The sequence below is a fragment of the Pontibacter ramchanderi genome, from assembly GCF_002846395.1.
GTDB classification, from domain to species: Bacteria; Bacteroidota; Bacteroidia; order Cytophagales; family Hymenobacteraceae; genus Pontibacter; species Pontibacter ramchanderi.
In genome coordinates this window covers 471,056-487,750 of record NZ_PJMU01000001.1, presented here as the reverse complement: position 1 = coordinate 487,750, position 16,695 = coordinate 471,056, and the positions used below count along the sequence as shown (strand labels likewise).

The following is a 16,695-nucleotide window of genomic DNA, read 5'->3' as shown; positions in this document are numbered from 1 at the left end:
AGCTGGAGTAAGTTTAACGGATCTTTCAGGTTCAGTCCATCAAACTTCTACTAGATAGTCGCGTTGTTTAAGTTGAACATAACATCATGAAAAGACAATTATCAGTTGGAGTATTGGGTTTTGGTATGGCGGGCAGGGTGTTTCATGCCCCGATCCTATCGGCCGTTGAAGGCCTCAAACTCAGCAAAATTAAAGCCAATAGACCGGAAAGCGTTTCGCTGGCCAGGGAGCTATACCCTGCTACAGAGGTGGTTTCAGAAACTGCCAGCATCTTGCATGCCCCTGACATCGACCTGGTTATCGTAGCCACCACCAACGAAACACATTACGATCTAGCCAAAGCCGCTCTGCAGGCCGGTAAGCATGTGGTGGTGGAGAAGCCGTTTACCGTCACTTCCCGACAGGCTACCGAGCTGATAGATCTAGCCAAAGGGAAGGGAAAACTGCTAACTGCCTACCAGAACCGCCGCTGGGACAGCGATTTTAGAACCATTCAGAAACTGCTCAAAAGCGAACTACTAGGTCGTCTGGTCGAGTATGAGGCCCATTTCGATCGGTTCCGTCCTATACCTGCCACTGGCACCTGGAAAGAAGAAACGCAGCCCGGCACAGGTATACTGTATGACCTGGGTTCTCACCTGATCGATCAGGCTCTGGTGCTTTTCGGAACTCCGGAGTCCATCTATGCAGATTTGCGCGCACAGCGTAGCGGCGGTGAGATTATCGACAGCTTCGATGTGGCACTCTATTATAAGAGTGGCTTGAAAGCAATTTTAAAGGCAGGCATGCTGGTGAGGCAACCGGGACCACGTTTTATCCTCTCAGGCGACAAAGGCTCTTTTGTAAAGTACGGCCTGGATGTACAGGAAGCCGCGCTTAAACAGGGGCTCTCGCCTGCCGCCTCCGCTGATTGGGGTACTGAACCGGAAGAAATCTGGGGGAAGCTGGACACTGAGGTGCAGGGGCAGCGACTGGTGGGCAAGATTCAAAGTGAGGTCGGCGACTACCGTGGTTTTTATGAGAGTGTGCGCGATGCCATAAAAGGTATAGCTGAGCTGGAAGTAAAACCGGAGCAGGCCCGAAATACCATCCGGGTAATTGAACTGGCCATGCAAAGCAGCCAAGAGAAGCGTGTTCTTCCCTTCAACCTGTAACAATCGTATTGTGCTTTCAGGTATAGTATACCAACCTTTACCACTTTCAGTAGTATATTTGTAGCTACAAACATTATTAGCTTTCATTATGGAATCACTAAAAGGAAAAACTGCCCTGATCACAGGCGCAGGTAAAGGTATAGGTCGTGCTATAGCCATAGCATTGGCCAACGAAGGCGTAAACGTAGGGCTGGTGGCCCGCACCACGGCGCAACTCGAAGAGGTAGCAGCAGAAGTTCGTCAAGCGGGTGTTAAAGCGGCCGTGGCTACTGCTGATGTAACAGATTTGAAGTCTGTGAACAAGGCGGTAAAGCAGCTTGGTGCTGAGCTTGGCCCGATCGATATTCTGATCAATAACGCAGGTATAGCTAAGTTTGGCAAGTTCCTGGAATTGGAGCCTACAGACTGGGAAAACATCATCCGCGTTAACCTGATGGGTGTGTACTATGTAACCCGTGCCGTGCTGCCAGAAATGATCGAGCGTCAGACCGGTGATATCATCAACATTTCTTCTACTGCCGGTCAGCGTGGAGCACCGCTAACCAGTGCCTACAGCGCATCAAAATTTGGATTGATCGGTTTGTCAGAATCGCTGATGCAAGAAGTGCGCAAGCACAACATTCGCGTGACCACTCTCACACCGAGCACGGTGGCTACCGACATGGCCCTCGAGCTGAAACTAACAGACGGAAATCCGGACCGCGTTATGCAGCCAGAGGATTTTGCCGAACTGATCGTGGCGCAGCTGAAACTCAACCGCCGCGTGTTTATCAAAGAGGCCGGCATCTGGTCTACAAATCCGTAACACACAAAAGGCCCGAAGTTTAACTTCGGGCCTTTTGTATTATCTGGCTATACCTTAGCTGGTTATACCGCAACAGGTGCCTTTATGCTGGGGTGCGATACATAGTTCTCCAGTTGAAAGTCCTCGAATTTGAAGTCGAAGATATCCTGCACGTCCGGGTTTAGGCGCATGGTGGGCAGCTGGTGCGGCTCACGCGTCAGCTGCAATTGCGTCTGCTCCAGGTGGTTCAGATACAAGTGCGTATCCCCTCCTGTCCAGATGAACTCCCCTGGCTCCAGCCCAGTCACTTGCGCCATCATCAGCACCAGCAGCGCATATGAGGCAATATTGAAAGGTACGCCCAAAAATACATCGGCGGAGCGCTGGTATAGTTGGCAACTCAGTTTGCCCTCAGCAACATAAAACTGGTAGAAGGCATGGCAAGGCGGTAGTTTCATGTTTTCGATCTCGGCTACGTTCCAGGCACTTACTATGATACGTCGCGAGTCCGGGCTGTTTTTCAGCTGGTTCAATACTTGCGTGATCTGGTCGATATGGCGGCCGTCAGGCGTTGGCCAGCTGCGCCACTGCGAGCCGTACACCGGTCCCAGGTCGCCGTTTGCATCTGCCCACTCATCCCAAATCGTAACCCCGTTCTCCTTCAGGTAGGCAATGTTCGTTTCCCCTTTCAGGAACCAGAGCAGCTCGTGTATTATGGACTTAAGGTGCACCTTTTTTGTGGTCACCAACGGAAAGCCATCTGCCAGGTTGAAACGCATCTGGTAGCCAAATACACTCAGTGTGCCCGTGCCGGTTCTATCTTCTTTCTTCACCCCTTTGTCGAGGATATGCTGCATCAGGTCTAGGTACTGTTTCATGAGGTATAGGGCTTTATTCTGTTAAGTGGATTAAATATAGGGTAAAGTTAGTCAGGAAAAAAAGCTATTCCTTTTAAATGCTGCGGTCCAGCTGTACCGCAAGCAGGCTTAAATATCCGAGTGTAGACTACGGCTTTGCGGCGTTCGGCATGCGGTTTACGATTCGCTCGACCTGGCTCTTGACCTTGCCATAGCCTGCATCGAAACTATTAAAGGCTCCTTCCGTCCAGCCGCGCCACAGTAGTTGCTTCGATCGTGGTTCGATTATATCCAATATAAGTGTTCCTTGCTTAAAAAGGTCTACGGCACGGTGGCCAGGCAGGGCAGCATTGCCATAGCTATACCTGTAGCCACTCATGTAGGCATAGCTATACCCGAATCCGGGTCCGTAAAGCTCCGGTTTGTCCATGGCATCCGGCACCGATACACTTACATCGTAAGCCACTAGCATGTCAGGGTTTACAGAAGTCTTGGTGTAGCCCTTGGCCTGCAATTCTTCTTCTACCGCTTTTAAAAGGTGCTCGTGCAGGCTTTTGTCGAAACCAGGACCATAGGCGGCCGTCGCTGTCGGCTTAGGCTGGTACCAGGCGTAGGTTGTTTTGTTTGACAATACGCCTTCAGATGAACTGATGCTTGTGGTGTGGTCAATGCCGGAAGTGGCGACACAGCTGCTTAAAAGGATAGCGCCCAGCATGAAGTATAGCGCCGATGACAGTTTCAGGTTCATGTTTTTCATAGATGATGTTGGGTGTGAATTGGCAGGGGCTTCTTTTCTCCCCTCCTTACGGGTGCCTGGGTTTAAGGATGACAATAATCATAGCTTACTTTCAAAATTATATATTCTTTTGCGAATAAATAAACATGTCCCCGATTTTGGAGGCAATTCAAACCGAGCGTCAGGCATGCCGTAAGTTAAGCGATACGCCCAAAAATGACACTCAAAAACAAAGAAACCATGGATCAACCTGTTTTGAAGTACACCTCTGCTGAAGAAGCGCTTTCCGTGATCAAATCCGGCGACCGCGTGTTTGTACATGGCAGCGCTGCCACGCCACAGTATTTGCTGCACAAACTGGCCGAGCGGGCAGACGAATTACGGAATGTGGAGCTGGTGAGTATTTCTACTTTTGGAGACATGCCTTGCGCCGACGAACGGTGCAGCGATGCTTTTTATATCAATTCGCTCTTTGTGTCTGCGAACGTGCGCGAAGCTGTCAACAGTGGACGTGGCGACTATGTGCCTATTTTCCTGAGCGAAATCCCTAACCTGTTCCGCTCCGGCATCATGCCGCTCAACGTAGCCATTGTACACGTTTCGCCGCCTGACCGCCACGGTTTTTGCTCGCTCGGTGTTTCGGTAGACATTGCCCGCCAGGCCGTTATCAGCGCGCAGCACGTTATCGCGCAGGTAAACCCCCAAATGCCGCGCACCCACGGCGATGCCCTCATCAACATTCGCCGTTTCGATGCACTGGTGGCTGTGGACGAACCGCTGCCGGAAGTAGACTACAGTTCGCGTATCACAAGTACCGAGGAAACGATCGGCCGCTATATTGCGGAGCTGGTGGAAGACGGCGCAACTTTGCAGATGGGTATTGGTGCTATACCTGACGCTACGCTCAAGAGCCTGACCAATCACAAAGGGCTGGGCATCCATACCGAGATGTTTTCGAACGGGGTATTGCCGCTGGTGCAGCAAGGAGTCATTACAAACGAATTTAAAAAGAAGCACCCCGGCCGGATTGCAACCGGCTTTATTGTGGGTAACCGCGAGCTCTATGATTTTGTGGATGACAACCCGCTCATCACCATGCTGAGCTCTGATTACGTGAACGACGTGACCGTGATCCGCTCCAACCCGAAAGTCACCGCCATCAACAGTGCCATCGAGATCGACCTGACAGGCCAGGTGGTGTCTGACTCTATTGGCACTTACCAGTTTTCAGGTATAGGTGGGCAGATGGACTTTATCCGCGGCGCGGCGCTATCTAAAGGCGGCAAGCCGATTATTGCCCTGCCCTCGGTCACCAACAAAGGGATTTCTCGCATCACGCCTTATATTAACCAGGGCGCAGGTGTTGTGACGACCCGCGCCCACGTGCATTATGTGGTAACGGAATACGGCGTGGCCTACCTGTATGGCAAAAACCTGCGGCAGCGCGCCAAAGCCTTGATCGGGATCGCCCACCCGGATCATCGCGACCGGCTGGAAGAAGAAGCGTATAAGCGGTTCAAAAACTTATAGGCTCGATACTAAACCTTCGTTTCGGGTTTGCGTGTATGGGAAGGTTAAGTATATGTCTTATGGATATTTCTATCTCACCTTCCCGTATACCTACCCCCCGTCCTGAATGGGTGGTGCGCTTCGCCCGTGTTGGCTTGATCGCTAAAGGAATAGTTTATTGCCTGGTTGGGGCGCTGGCCTTTATGGCGGCTTTCGAGCTGGGTGGCCAGACCGAGCAAGGTGCCGGTAAAACCGGTGTTTTTCAATTTATACTGGAGCAGCCTTACGGCAAGGTACTCCTCGCCATTGTGGTCGTCGGCATGCTGTGCTATACCTTATGGCGCTTTATTCAGGCCTTTGGCGACACCGAGGAAAAAGGCACTGACGCGAAAGGGATTGGCAAGCGTATCGGCTATGCGTTTAGCGGTGCGGTTTACGGAGCACTCGCTTTCACGGCTGGCCAATTGCTGCTTGGCAACGGTGGCGGAGGAAGTGGCACAGACTCCCGTCAGACGCTGGCCCGCGAGCTGCTGTCGCAGCCTTTTGGGCAGTGGTTGCTGGGGGCAGTGGCGATCGGGACCATGATTATGGGAATTTACCAGTTCTACCGGGCCTATTCGGGTAAGTACATGAAGAAGGTGCAGGCACAGAAACTGAAACCTGAAATCAGGAAATCCTTGGTTCGTGCCGGGTTAGTAGGTTATATCGCGAGGGGCACAGTCTGGCTGATCATCGGTTTCCTGCTCTTACGCGCCGCCCTGAAGTCCAATTTCCGCGAAGCTGGCAGCAGTTCACAGGCTTTTCAGTTTCTGGAAGAGGCCTCCTACGGATCTTACCTGCTGGGAATCCTGGCCTTAGGGCTGATCTGTTATGGGGTGTTTATGTTCGTGAGAGCCAAATGCGAGGTGATCAGTGCCAAGGTATAGCCTGGTTTCGTCTATGCATGTTCGGCTACTTGTCTAAAATATCGTCTGCTATAATAGCTTATTGTTTTGGCGGCACCTGATCGCTTCCTGATCTTTAAAACTTCTGCCCTGGCTATACCTGAACGTTTGCGCTAAAAGTCATGATCATCTAAACATACTGGGAAAGGGCTTGAAAAGGGAAGCAGATCCAAATGCAGCATTAACTTTTTTAGACGTGGAAATAAGGGATAAGTAGGCACATCTACGAAGTGGTAAGTACTGAACCGTGGCAGATTATAACATTATTTCGAAATGTTAATTGAGCGAAACGGTTAAACCAAATTTGAACCGGATTCTGTTAATAGGATATAACTTTTCAGTTATATTTGACTCAAATTTTGGAACTATCCGACTGCCTGATGACAAACGGTTCATTTAAAATATTTATCCTGGATGACGATATATGGTATAGCGAGCTGCTCGAGTACCACCTCTCGTTAAACCCGGACTATGAAATCAAAAAGTTTCACTCTGCCAATGACTGTCTGGCCAACATGCACCTGCGGCCCAATGTCGTAACGCTGGATTACTCCCTTCCAGACAAAAACGGGGCGGAAGTGCTCCGTCGCATCAAGGAAATGAGCCCGGATGTTCAGGTCGTAGTCATTTCTGGTCAGGAAGATGTAGCCACAGCCGTGGACCTGCTCAAGCTAGGCGCTTACGATTACATAGTTAAAGACGAAGACACGCCGGAGCGGCTTTGGAACACGATCAACAAGATAAGGGAGAATGTGTCGCTGCGTGAGGAGATTGACCACCTGAAAGAAGAGATCGGTCAGAAATACGACTTCGGCAAAGTGATCATTGGTAACAGCGACGCTATCAAAAAGGTGTTCAACCTGATGGACAAAGCTTCTAAAACCAATATCACGGTATCGATACACGGCGAGACAGGAACGGGCAAGGAACTTGTTGCCAAGGCCATTCACTACAATAGTCCCCGCAAGAAAGCGCCCTATGTGGCTGTGAACGTGGCAGCCATCCCGCGCGAACTCATCGAAAGCGAACTGTTCGGTCATGAAAAAGGCGCCTTTACCGGTGCCGTGTCCCGTCGTTTAGGAAAGTTCGAGGAAGCCAACAAAGGCACCCTCTTTCTGGATGAAATTGGTGAATTGGACATTAGTCTGCAATCCAAGCTGCTGCGTGTTCTCCAGGAAAAAGAGATCACCCGAGTGGGCGGCAACTCGGTAGTGCCAGTGGATGTGCGTATAATTGTTGCTACCCACAAAAACCTGGCAGAAGAAGTGAAAAAGGGCCGTTTTCGGGAAGACCTGTACTACCGCCTGCTGGGACTGCCCATCCAATTGCCGCCGCTGCGCGAAAGAGGCAGTGATATTCTGGTGCTGGCCAAGTTTTTTATCGACGCATTTGCCAAAGAGAATGGACTGGGCCGCAAGCATTTGTCGCCTGCAGCGCAGCAAAAGCTCCTCTCCTACGCTTTCCCGGGCAACGTGCGCGAGTTGAAGGCCTTGGTGGAGCTGGCCGTGGTGCTGGCCGATGAAGACACTATACAGGAACAGGACATCAATTTCTCCGCCAGCCATACCGACAAAGATTTTCTGGCCGAAGAGCGCAGCCTGAAAGAGTATACCACAGCCATAATTCAGCGCTTCCTGGACCGGTATGATTACAATGTGCTCCTCGTGGCAGATAAACTCGACATTGGCAAATCGACAATTTACCGGATGATCCAGAGTCAGGAACTCACAGTAAAGTAGTAGTATCAGGTTTTTATTTTCCGGTATCTCGGGAGTTAGTCAGGATTCCTTGTCGGGGAGTGTAATGGTGAAGGTACTGCCTTTGTCTATTTCGCTCTTGACGGTGATCTGGCCGCCCAACAATTTAACTTGCTGCTTTACGATGTAGAGGCCAAGCCCATTGCCCTCTGCCGCTTTGGGGGCAAAACGGCGATGCATCTGGAACAACTCCTGCCCCATGGCGTGCAGGTCCATACCAATGCCATTGTCTGTAACCTGAATGATCAGGACGTCCTTTTGCAACTGTGCTACCACTTCAATTGTGGGTTTCCGTTCTGTGCTTCTGTACTTCAATGCATTAGAGATCAGGTTGCGGATGATACTTTGGAGGTATGCCTTAATGGTACAGATCCGGGTATTTTCGGCAACATGCCACGCTACGGTAGTCCCCGTTTGCCTGATCTCTTCCTGGAAAAAGTTGACGGTCCGCTTTAAGACTTTGCCAACGTCGACTACCTCTTTGCTCATATGGCCAGCCGACTGCAGCGCTATTAATTCATTGAGGTCGCGCAGCATCACATCGACAAATTCCACAGTATGCAGCAGGTAGTGCTTGATCTCTTTTTCCTTGCTTTCGTTTAGTGTGCCCTGCAAAAGTCTTGCAAAGCCGAGCGCATTTGCGACAGGCTTCCGCATGTCATGGGCAAGAATCTTCCGGAATATTTCAAGCTCGTCGTTGTGGTTTTCTAGTAAAGTCGCATACCGCTCGAGCTCCATCTCCTTTTGCTTTTTCGCTGTAATGTCTTTGGCGATGCCAAATACGGCTAGTACGCGACTATCGTTTTTCAACGGGAAATTGGTAACGTCCAGGTGCCGGACACCTTCCTTGGTAAGAACAGCTGTTTCGTAGCGCTGCGGTTTATCCTGCGTGGTTTCTCGGAAGCGTGCCCAGGTATGGGCTTTCATGCTTGCCTCCATGAGCAGGTCGAAGCTCGCGCCGATCAGCTGCCCGCGGGTATACCCGGTAATCTCGCACACTTTCTCGTTTACCATCCGGAATTTGCCCTGAAGATCGAGCAGGAATATGGCATCCGGATGATGTAGAAAAAGCGCCTCGTTAAGTTTTTCAAACTGATACAGTTCTAGTTCTTTGCTTATATCCATTAGATAAAGGATAATCGAAAAAGTAGGATAAGGACGTATGATTATGTACGGCTTCAGACCGGAATTGACTTATAGTTCCTGTCTAAAGCTCCAGTTTTTCCGTAAACGGTAGCTTTTCTTCACCAGTCGGAAGTCTGAGCCCCATAACGGGCTTATATAGAGCGCATCAGGCTAACGCGGTAGTCGTTGTTGGATTAGTATAAATTCGGAAGTACTGCACAATCTACTTAACAGATAAACTATACCTTGAAATGCCGAAGAATTTAGTGCAAATAAGTTAGCTATACCTTGATTTATTGTTTTGGTTAGCAAAGGTCGCTTAAATGTTTAATTATAACATAAGCTGCAGGCTTTATAAAATACCATTTCTGGCAGGCAACATACCCCAAGGTGCCTATGAATTAATAGATTTCTCTTTTAATCCTGGAATTAGGTATAAGGTTTTTATACAAAAAATATTCGTGTTGAACCTAAATTATCTTCTATAATTGATTGTTACCTCACTGAAAAGCGATAATTTGCGAGTAAATCCGCTTGGTATTTCACGGGTTTTATTGATTGCATGATGGATACTTCACACGAGCTGCAAGTATTGCAAAAGGAGCTCGAAAAAGAAAAAAAAGCACGGCAGGAAGCAGAGTTAAAGGCTTCTTCACTTGCCAGCGAGCTTGCATCACTCCGTACAGCCCAGCCTGGTACCACAGCCGAGCTTGTGCAAAATGTCATGAACATGGTGCCGGGGATTGTGTACATCTACGACCTGGACCAGAACAAGAGCATTTACCTCAACAACGGCATCAAAACAATTCTGGGGTATACGCAGCAGGACCTGGACGCCATGGCTGGTCACTTCTTTATGTCTGTGGTGCAAGAGGAAGACAAGGTCCTGCTGTTGCAGCATTCTTCGGGTATGCTAAGCGCACAGGATGGCGAGGTACGGGAAATTACCTATAGCGTGCGGGCCAGCGATGGCTCCAGCCGGATTTTGTGCTGCCGTGAGTCTATTTTCAAGCGCAATGCCGATGGCAAAGTCAGTCAAATCATTGGCTCGGCAGAAGATACCACCAAGCTGCGACTTAAAAACAAGCAATTGGCTGAGCAGAAGGAATTCTACGAAGCAATCCTGAATAATCTTCCTTCCGATGTAGCCGTCTACGACAACAAGCTGCGCTACATTTTCGTGAATCCTGCCGCCGTGTCGGACCCTCACCTGCGCGAATGGATTCTGAATAAAACCAACGAAGAGTACTGCGCCTACCGCAACGTGCCCTTGCACCGCATAGAAAACCGTGGCAAGCAGTTGCAGAAATCCCTGAAAGAGCGCCGGCAGGTATCGTTTGAGGAAAAGCTCATCGATAAACAGGGTAATGTGAGCTACCATATCCGCAAGCTAAACCCCGTGTTAGATGAGCAGGGCGAGGTAAGGCTGGTAATCGGGCACGGGCTCAACATCACTGATCTGCACAAGGCCCAGGAAGAGATCAGAAACAGTGAGGCAAAAATTCGCGCCATACTGGATGCCATACCTGACCTGATGTTTATCATTGACAAGCAGGGCGTATACCTGGAGATGCACAACGAGCACGCTCAGTTTGATGTGGTGCACGCAACTGAAGTCATTGGCAAAACGCTTTTCGATATGCTCCCCGCCTCCCTGAGTGATAAAGCCTTTGAGCTGATACAGCAGGTGCTCGCAACAGGGCAACTCCAATCCATCAACTATGAGCTGCACGACCGTTACTACGAGGGGCGCATTGTGAAGTATAATGAGGAGAAAGTGCTCATCATTGTGCGCGATGTGACCGAAGAGCGCAAGGCAGCCATTGAGGTAAAAGAAAAGAACGACTTCATCAGATTGGTGCTCGATACAAGCCCTACGCTCATTTATGTGAAAGACAGTGAAGGCAGATTTACGCTGGCCAACCAGGAATGTGCGGCATTGTTCGGCTTAAAGCCGGAAGATTTACTCCATCTAACAGCACCGGATCTGCATGATGTGCCGCAGGAGCTGCAGCATGATAGCCAAAACGACCGAATAGTAATCGAAACGCGCCAGGAATTACGCTCGCAAGACAGCTATACCTTACCGGACGGACAGGTGGTCTGGTTCAACACCATCAAAAAGCCCCTGATCACCAAGGATGGCGAAGTGCATGTGCTTGCTATATCGACCAACGTGACGGAGCAGTACACTGCCAACAAGCGCCTGGAGGAGAGCGAGGAACTACACCGATTGCTTTCGGAGAACTCGCGCGACCTGGTGTGCCTGCATGATGCGGAGGGTAACTACCTGTACGTATCCAATGCCGTGGAAGAAATGCTCGGTTACAAGCCCGAAGAGCTGATCGGCGTGTCTGCTTACGAGATCATTCACCCGGATGACGCGCACAAGGTGAAGACCATGGGGCACAAAGTAGCCCTGGAGCAGAAGCACAACACAACCGTGCAACACCGCAAAATGCACCGCGATGGCTATTACATTTGGGTTGAAACCAGTATTAAACCTATTACAGACAGCGCTAATCATGTTGTCAAAATTCAGTCCTCTTCCCGCGACATCACAGAACGCCGCTTGGCAGAGGAAGCACTAAAGAAAAGCGAGAAGAAGTACCGCGAGCTGATCAAATACAGCCAGGCTTATATGTGTACGCACGATATGCAGGGCGTTATTCTCTCCGTAAACCCTTACCTGGTCGAAATGCTGGGTTATGCCGAGGAAGAGATTATCGGCAAAGAGCTGAAACAATTCTTCCCGCTGCTTCACCGGCAGTATTTCCCGGATTACCTGAAGCAGTTTGAGGAGAAAGCTGTGGCAAAGGGCATCCTCTGTGTACTTCGAAAGGACAAAGAAGAACGCTTCCTGAGCTATCAGAACTATAAAGTAAGTGAAGACGGGCAGGAACCCTACGTGATCGGTATTGCGCAGGATGTAACTGATCGCATTCAGACTGAGCGAGAACTCAAGAAAGCCAAGGAAGCTGCAGAAGAGTCGGCCCGGGTGAAAGAGAATTTCCTGGCCAACATGAGTCATGAGATCCGGACGCCGCTGAATGGTATATTGGGTATGAGTGGCCTGCTACACAAAACCCAGCTGGACGAAACGCAACTCAACTACCTTAAAATCATTAACCAGTCGGCTGATAACCTGCTGGTGGTCATTAACGATATTCTGGATGTGGCCAAGATCGAAGCCGGCAAGCTGGAATTGGAGTCGATCCCGTTCAGGATTGAAGAGACGGTGCAGGCAGCTTACCAAACCTTGAAGTACAAGGCGGAAGAGAAGGATATTGCCCTGCAACTTGGCACTTTGGACCTGCCGCATACCCTGCTGCAGGGAGACCCATACCGCCTGAATCAGATCCTGCTCAACCTACTCAACAATGCCATTAAGTTTACCGAGGAAGGCAGCGTGACCCTGCATGCCAAAACATTGGAGGAAACGCCTTCTACCCTCACCATTGAATTTGCGGTGGTCGACACAGGTATAGGTGTGCCGGCCGACAAGAAGGACCTGATCTTTGAGGGCTTCACGCAAGCGTACTCCAGCATCACCCGCAAGTACGGCGGCACCGGACTGGGGCTGAGCATCTGCAAAAACCTGGTAGAGCGCCATGGCGGTGACATCTGGGCGGAGGACAACCCGGATGGGGGCAGTATTTTCCGCTTTATGATCACATACCCCAAAAGTGAAATGGAGCAGCTCCCCGTAAGTGAAACGGTTGAGATAGACTACTCCAGTCTGGGTGCTTTAAAAGTACTGCTGGCAGAGGACAATGAAGTGAACATTTTCCTGGCTCAGGCGATTATGGAGGAATGGGGCTTTCAGCTGGATGTGGCCATGAATGGGCTCGAAGCCATCGAGATGGTAGAACAGGCTGACTACGATGTTATCCTGATGGACATTCAGATGCCTGAGCTGAGCGGCATCGACGCGACCATGCAGATACGGGCCATGCCTGACCCGAGAAAAGCAGGCATTCCCATTATCGCCCTGACTGCCAATGCCTTAAAAGGGGATGCCGAAAAATACATGAGTGCTGGTATGAATGATTACCTTTCCAAACCATTTGAATCGGAGGTGCTGTACGCTAAGATAGCCAGTCTGGTGCCGGAAAAGCGCAATAGCAGTGAATCGCACGGAAAAGGTTCAGCCAATCCTATGCCTGAAGCTCCCGAGCCAGCTGCTCCGCTGTACAGCATGGAGGTGATCCAGAAAATGTCGCACAACAACGAGGCTTTCATGAACCGTGCCCGCCAGCTTTTTGCTGATACTATACCTGTAACGGTGCGCGATATGCAAAAGGCCCTGGAGCAGGAAGACTGGAAAACGGTCAGCGCCCTGGCACATAAAGTGAAGTCCACGATTGACACCATGAAGATCGAGTCGTTGAAGGAGGTCGTTCGTTTTGTAGAGACAAATGCCAAACAGGAAACCAACCTGGCCGCGGTGCGTGAGGGTGTTGCCCAGCTAAGCCGGGTACTCCTGCTGGTGGTTGACGAAATTTGTGCTGAAATAAGCTCGTAGTCACGTAAAGAAGTATAAAATTGGCCTGTCCTGCGAGCATGTTGCTGCTGCGGGACAGGTTTTTTTGTAAAGCTTTGAGCAAAACCTCCGTAAGCCCTTAAACAGCCATGCCATTTATACCTATGCCCCCTACCCTAGCCCCTATCGCCATACCTGACCTGAAAGCAATCGTCGCGCTGCGCCACCACCTGCACCAACACCCTGAGCTATCCGGACTCGAGGAAGCGACAAGCCATACCCTGCAGAAATTTTTACGACAATACAAACCCCATGACATGCTGCAAGACCTGGGAGGTACAGGTTTTGCGGTTGTGTTTGAAGGCCAAGAAACAAGTGCCGGACCGACTGTGCTGTTCCGAGCTGAGCTGGATGCACTCCCGATCATAGAGCAAAACGAGCTCGCCTATACCTCCATTCACAAGGGCGTGAGTCACAAATGCGGTCACGATGGGCACATGGCTATCTTGGTTGCACTCGCCAGCATGCTGCACCACCAGCCACTTGCGAAAGGACGCGCTGTGTTACTTTTTCAACCAGCGGAGGAAAATGGTGCAGGCGCCAGGGCCGTGCTGCAATCACCTGCTTTTCAGAAGCTGAACCCAGATTTAGTCTTTGCCCTGCATAATATACCGGGCCTCCCCATGGGGCAGGTACTGACAAAGCCCCACACTTTCGCAGCAGCATCGGTAGGGCTTAAAGTCAACCTTTTTGGAAAGGAGTCGCATGCGGCGGAGCCTGAAAACGGGCTGAACCCCGGACAAGCTATGAGTGAGCTGATCCAGACTTTCAACGGACTGGTGCGAGACCAGCAAAACTTCCAGGATCTCACTTTGCTTACAGTGGTACATGCCCGGCTGGGTGAAGTGGCCTTTGGTACCAATCCCGGCTTTGCCACTGTTATGGCAACTCTCCGTGCTTTTGAGCAGGAAGACCTAAATAACCTGAAAAGTATTGCAACAGAATCTGTTAAGTCAATATGTGTGAAGTATGGGTTAAAGTTCGAACTGGAATGGGTAGAAGAGTTTCCTGCCACGCGCAACCATACTGAAGCCGTGAACACGGTGGAGCAAGCTGCTCAATCACTTGGTATGGAACTCCAGCGGTCTCAGCAGCCAATGCGTTGGTCAGAAGATTTTGGCCATTTGACGAACAGGTATAGCGGCGCCTTGTTTGGACTCGGCTCAGGTATAGACCAACCTCAGTTGCACCACGCCGATTATGATTTTCCGGACGAGCTTATACCTGCCGGAGCCTCCCTGTTTTATAGAATCGCGGAAAGCGTTCTAAACCCTTAAGTGGCTCATGTTCCATAGCTCCTATATCGAAATAAGCCGCTCCGCCCTAAAGCATAACCTGGCTTTTCTTAAGGCGCAGCTTAAACCGGGTACCCGCTTTTCTTCTGTGATCAAGGGCAATGCCTATGGCCATGGTATAGAGGAGTTCGGGGAGCTGGCCTATACCTGCGGGGTCGATCATTTTTCGGTATTTAGTGCAGATGAGGCCTACCGATTATACCAGGTTCTGGCGCAAAAGGCCACCATACTCATTATGGGTTACATCGATGATGAACAACTGGATTGGGCCATCGCGCACGATATTGAGTTCTATGTATTTTCGCTCGACAGACTAGAGGCAGCAGGTATAGCCGCCCAGCGTTTGCAGAAACCAGCCCGCATCCACCTGGATTTGGAAACAGGGATGAATCGCATCGGCTTAGATACCGGGGAGCTGGAAAAAGCCGCCGCCATTATTCTGAAGCAGCCAGGTGCATTTGATGTAGTAGGTGTTTCGACGCATTTTGCCGGAGCTGAAAGCAGCCAGAACCACGACCGTGTGACAAACCAGTTAAACCGCTACCACCAGGCGGTGCAAACCCTGAAGCAGTTGGGTCTGAAAATAAAAACACTGCACACAGCTTGCTCAGCAGCAGCCATGGCATACCCTGAAACGCACCTGGATATGGTGCGGGTGGGGATCATGCAGTATGGTTTCTGGCCGAGCCCGGAGATTTACCAGCGCTACATGGGGGTAAGCACCGACCGCACCGACCCCTTGAGGCGCCTGATCAATTGGAAAAGCCATGTCATGAGTTTGAAGGCAGTACCGGCAGGGGAGTTTATTGGTTATGGGAAAAGCTTTCAGGCCGACAGCGATATGCTCATCGCGGCTATACCTGTTGGCTACTCCTGGGGCTTTAGTCGCAGCCTGAGCAACCAGGGCCAGGTGCTGGTCAGAGCGCATAGAGCACCGGTGGTGGGCATTGTGAATATGAATGTGCTGATGGTGGACGTGACTGGTATACCGGATGTGGCACTCAAAGATGAAGTGGTACTGCTCGGCAAACAAGGGGATGAGCACATCACGGTTGCTTCTTTTGCCGAACTGAGCACCCAGCTTAATTACGAGTTACTAACGAGGCTCCCCCTCAATATCCCCCGAAAGATCATAGATTAGCGCTATTACCTACTGGCTCCAGGTCACTGTGAAGCTTATAGCCACAATTGTCACAAAAGTTAGCGCTTTTGGGGTGGCCTTCTTTGTGGCAATTCGGGCAAACGCGGGTGTTCGTATCCATGCGTTCTGCATTGGCCAGTTCAACCGATACGATGCCGGTGGGCACGGCAATGATGCCATAACCTGTGATCATCAAGCAGCTCGCCAGGAATTGGCCAATTGGCGTTACTGGCGTTATATCCCCGAATCCAACGGTCGTAACCGTAACAATGGCCCAGTAAACGCTGATCGGGATACTGGTATAGCCGCTTTGCCGGCCTTCTATCACATACATAAGGGCGCCCACTACGATCACCATCATCAGCACCACCCCCAGAAAAACGGTTATCTTGGTTAAACTGGCCCGCAAAGCCTTTGACAGTACCTGTCCCTCGTTAACAAAGCGCGTCAGGCGGAATACCCTGGCAATGCGGAGCAAACGGAACACGCGTATGACCAACAGGTATTGTGAACCCAACACAAACAAACTCAGGTAGGTCGGAATGATAGCCAGTAAATCAATGATGCCGAAGAAAGAGAAAATATACCGGATAGGTTTTGCTGAACTGTAAATGCGCAACAGATACTCGATTGTGAATAAGATCGTGAAAGTCCATTCAAGTGCTTGAAAAACATGGAGGTAACTCCTCCTGAAACTGACTACACTCTCTAATGACACCACCACTACACTTGCCATGATCAAAATGAGCAGCACAACATCAAAAGCCCTGCCTGCCGGAGTTTCTGCTTCAAATATGATGCTGTATAGCCTTCGCTTTAGACTGTCTCTCTTCTGATTCGGCATAAACTT

Annotated in this window: 12 protein-coding genes; 8 read left to right on the top strand and 4 right to left on the bottom strand. The window is 50.4% G+C overall.

The annotated features are described in order from the left end of the window. The first annotated feature begins 86 nt into the window (after nucleotides 1-86). Complete coding sequence (locus tag BD749_RS02090; protein ID WP_101442716.1) at nucleotides 87-1,154, top strand: oxidoreductase; 1,068 nt, start codon at nucleotides 87-89, stop codon at nucleotides 1,152-1,154. An 88-nt stretch (nucleotides 1,155-1,242) separates the two neighbouring features. After that, nucleotides 1,243-1,959 carry a 3-ketoacyl-ACP reductase gene (locus tag BD749_RS02085; RefSeq protein ID WP_101442715.1) on the top strand — a complete coding sequence of 239 codons (717 nt, stop codon included), beginning with the start codon at nucleotides 1,243-1,245 and terminating at the stop codon, nucleotides 1,957-1,959. A gap of 62 nt (nucleotides 1,960-2,021) precedes the next feature. On the opposite strand, the gene BD749_RS02080 is transcribed toward BD749_RS02085, so the two are convergent. Continuing rightward, the gene (locus BD749_RS02080; RefSeq protein WP_101442714.1) at nucleotides 2,022-2,816 is read right to left on the bottom strand and encodes a thymidylate synthase; all 795 of its coding nucleotides are present in this window, start codon (nucleotides 2,814-2,816) and stop codon (nucleotides 2,022-2,024) included. 127 nt (nucleotides 2,817-2,943) lie between these two features. Continuing rightward, on the bottom strand, nucleotides 2,944-3,543 hold the full coding sequence (locus tag BD749_RS02075) for a DUF4136 domain-containing protein (RefSeq protein WP_180336294.1): 600 nt from the start codon (nucleotides 3,541-3,543) through the stop codon (nucleotides 2,944-2,946). 228 nt (nucleotides 3,544-3,771) lie between these two features. On the opposite strand from BD749_RS02075, the gene BD749_RS02070 reads away from it, so the two are divergent. The 3 genes from BD749_RS02070 (at nucleotide 3,772) to BD749_RS02060 (ending at nucleotide 7,723) form a co-directional block, all read left to right on the top strand. After that, nucleotides 3,772-5,061 carry an acetyl-CoA hydrolase/transferase family protein gene (locus BD749_RS02070; RefSeq protein WP_101443585.1) on the top strand — a complete coding sequence of 430 codons (1,290 nt, stop codon included), beginning with the start codon at nucleotides 3,772-3,774 and terminating at the stop codon, nucleotides 5,059-5,061. Between the two features lie 59 nt (nucleotides 5,062-5,120). Further along, nucleotides 5,121-5,966: a DUF1206 domain-containing protein gene (locus BD749_RS02065; RefSeq protein WP_101442712.1), complete on the top strand. Its 846-nt coding sequence runs from the start codon at nucleotides 5,121-5,123 to the stop codon at nucleotides 5,964-5,966. 398 nt (nucleotides 5,967-6,364) lie between these two features. Beyond that, a complete protein-coding gene (locus BD749_RS02060) occupies nucleotides 6,365-7,723 on the top strand; it encodes a sigma-54-dependent transcriptional regulator (RefSeq protein WP_101443584.1) in 1,359 nt (452 codons plus the stop codon). Nucleotides 7,724-7,762: 39 nt separating this feature from the next. Here BD749_RS02060 and BD749_RS02055 read toward each other — a convergent pair whose 3' ends face one another. Further along, nucleotides 7,763-8,866 (bottom strand): sensor histidine kinase, encoded by a 1,104-nt coding sequence (locus BD749_RS02055; protein ID WP_101442711.1) that lies wholly within the window; start codon nucleotides 8,864-8,866, stop codon nucleotides 7,763-7,765. Nucleotides 8,867-9,428: 562 nt separating this feature from the next. Between BD749_RS02055 and BD749_RS02050 the strand changes: the two genes are divergently transcribed. From BD749_RS02050 to alr, 3 genes are all read left to right on the top strand, one after another. Next, nucleotides 9,429-13,391: a PAS domain S-box protein gene (locus BD749_RS02050; RefSeq protein WP_101442710.1), complete on the top strand. Its 3,963-nt coding sequence runs from the start codon at nucleotides 9,429-9,431 to the stop codon at nucleotides 13,389-13,391. 122 nt (nucleotides 13,392-13,513) lie between these two features. After that, nucleotides 13,514-14,686, top strand: coding sequence for an amidohydrolase (locus tag BD749_RS02045; protein WP_101442709.1), 1,173 nt, complete (start codon nucleotides 13,514-13,516; stop codon nucleotides 14,684-14,686). Between the two features lie 7 nt (nucleotides 14,687-14,693). After that, nucleotides 14,694-15,845, top strand: a complete 1,152-nt coding sequence (gene alr / locus BD749_RS02040) for an alanine racemase (RefSeq protein WP_101442708.1) — start codon at nucleotides 14,694-14,696, stop codon at nucleotides 15,843-15,845. Here alr and BD749_RS02035 read toward each other — a convergent pair. Further along, on the bottom strand, nucleotides 15,835-16,689 hold the full coding sequence (locus tag BD749_RS02035) for an ion transporter (RefSeq protein ID WP_101442707.1): 855 nt from the start codon (nucleotides 16,687-16,689) through the stop codon (nucleotides 15,835-15,837). The genes alr and BD749_RS02035 overlap by 11 nt on opposite strands. Between the last annotated feature and the right edge of the window lie 6 nt (nucleotides 16,690-16,695).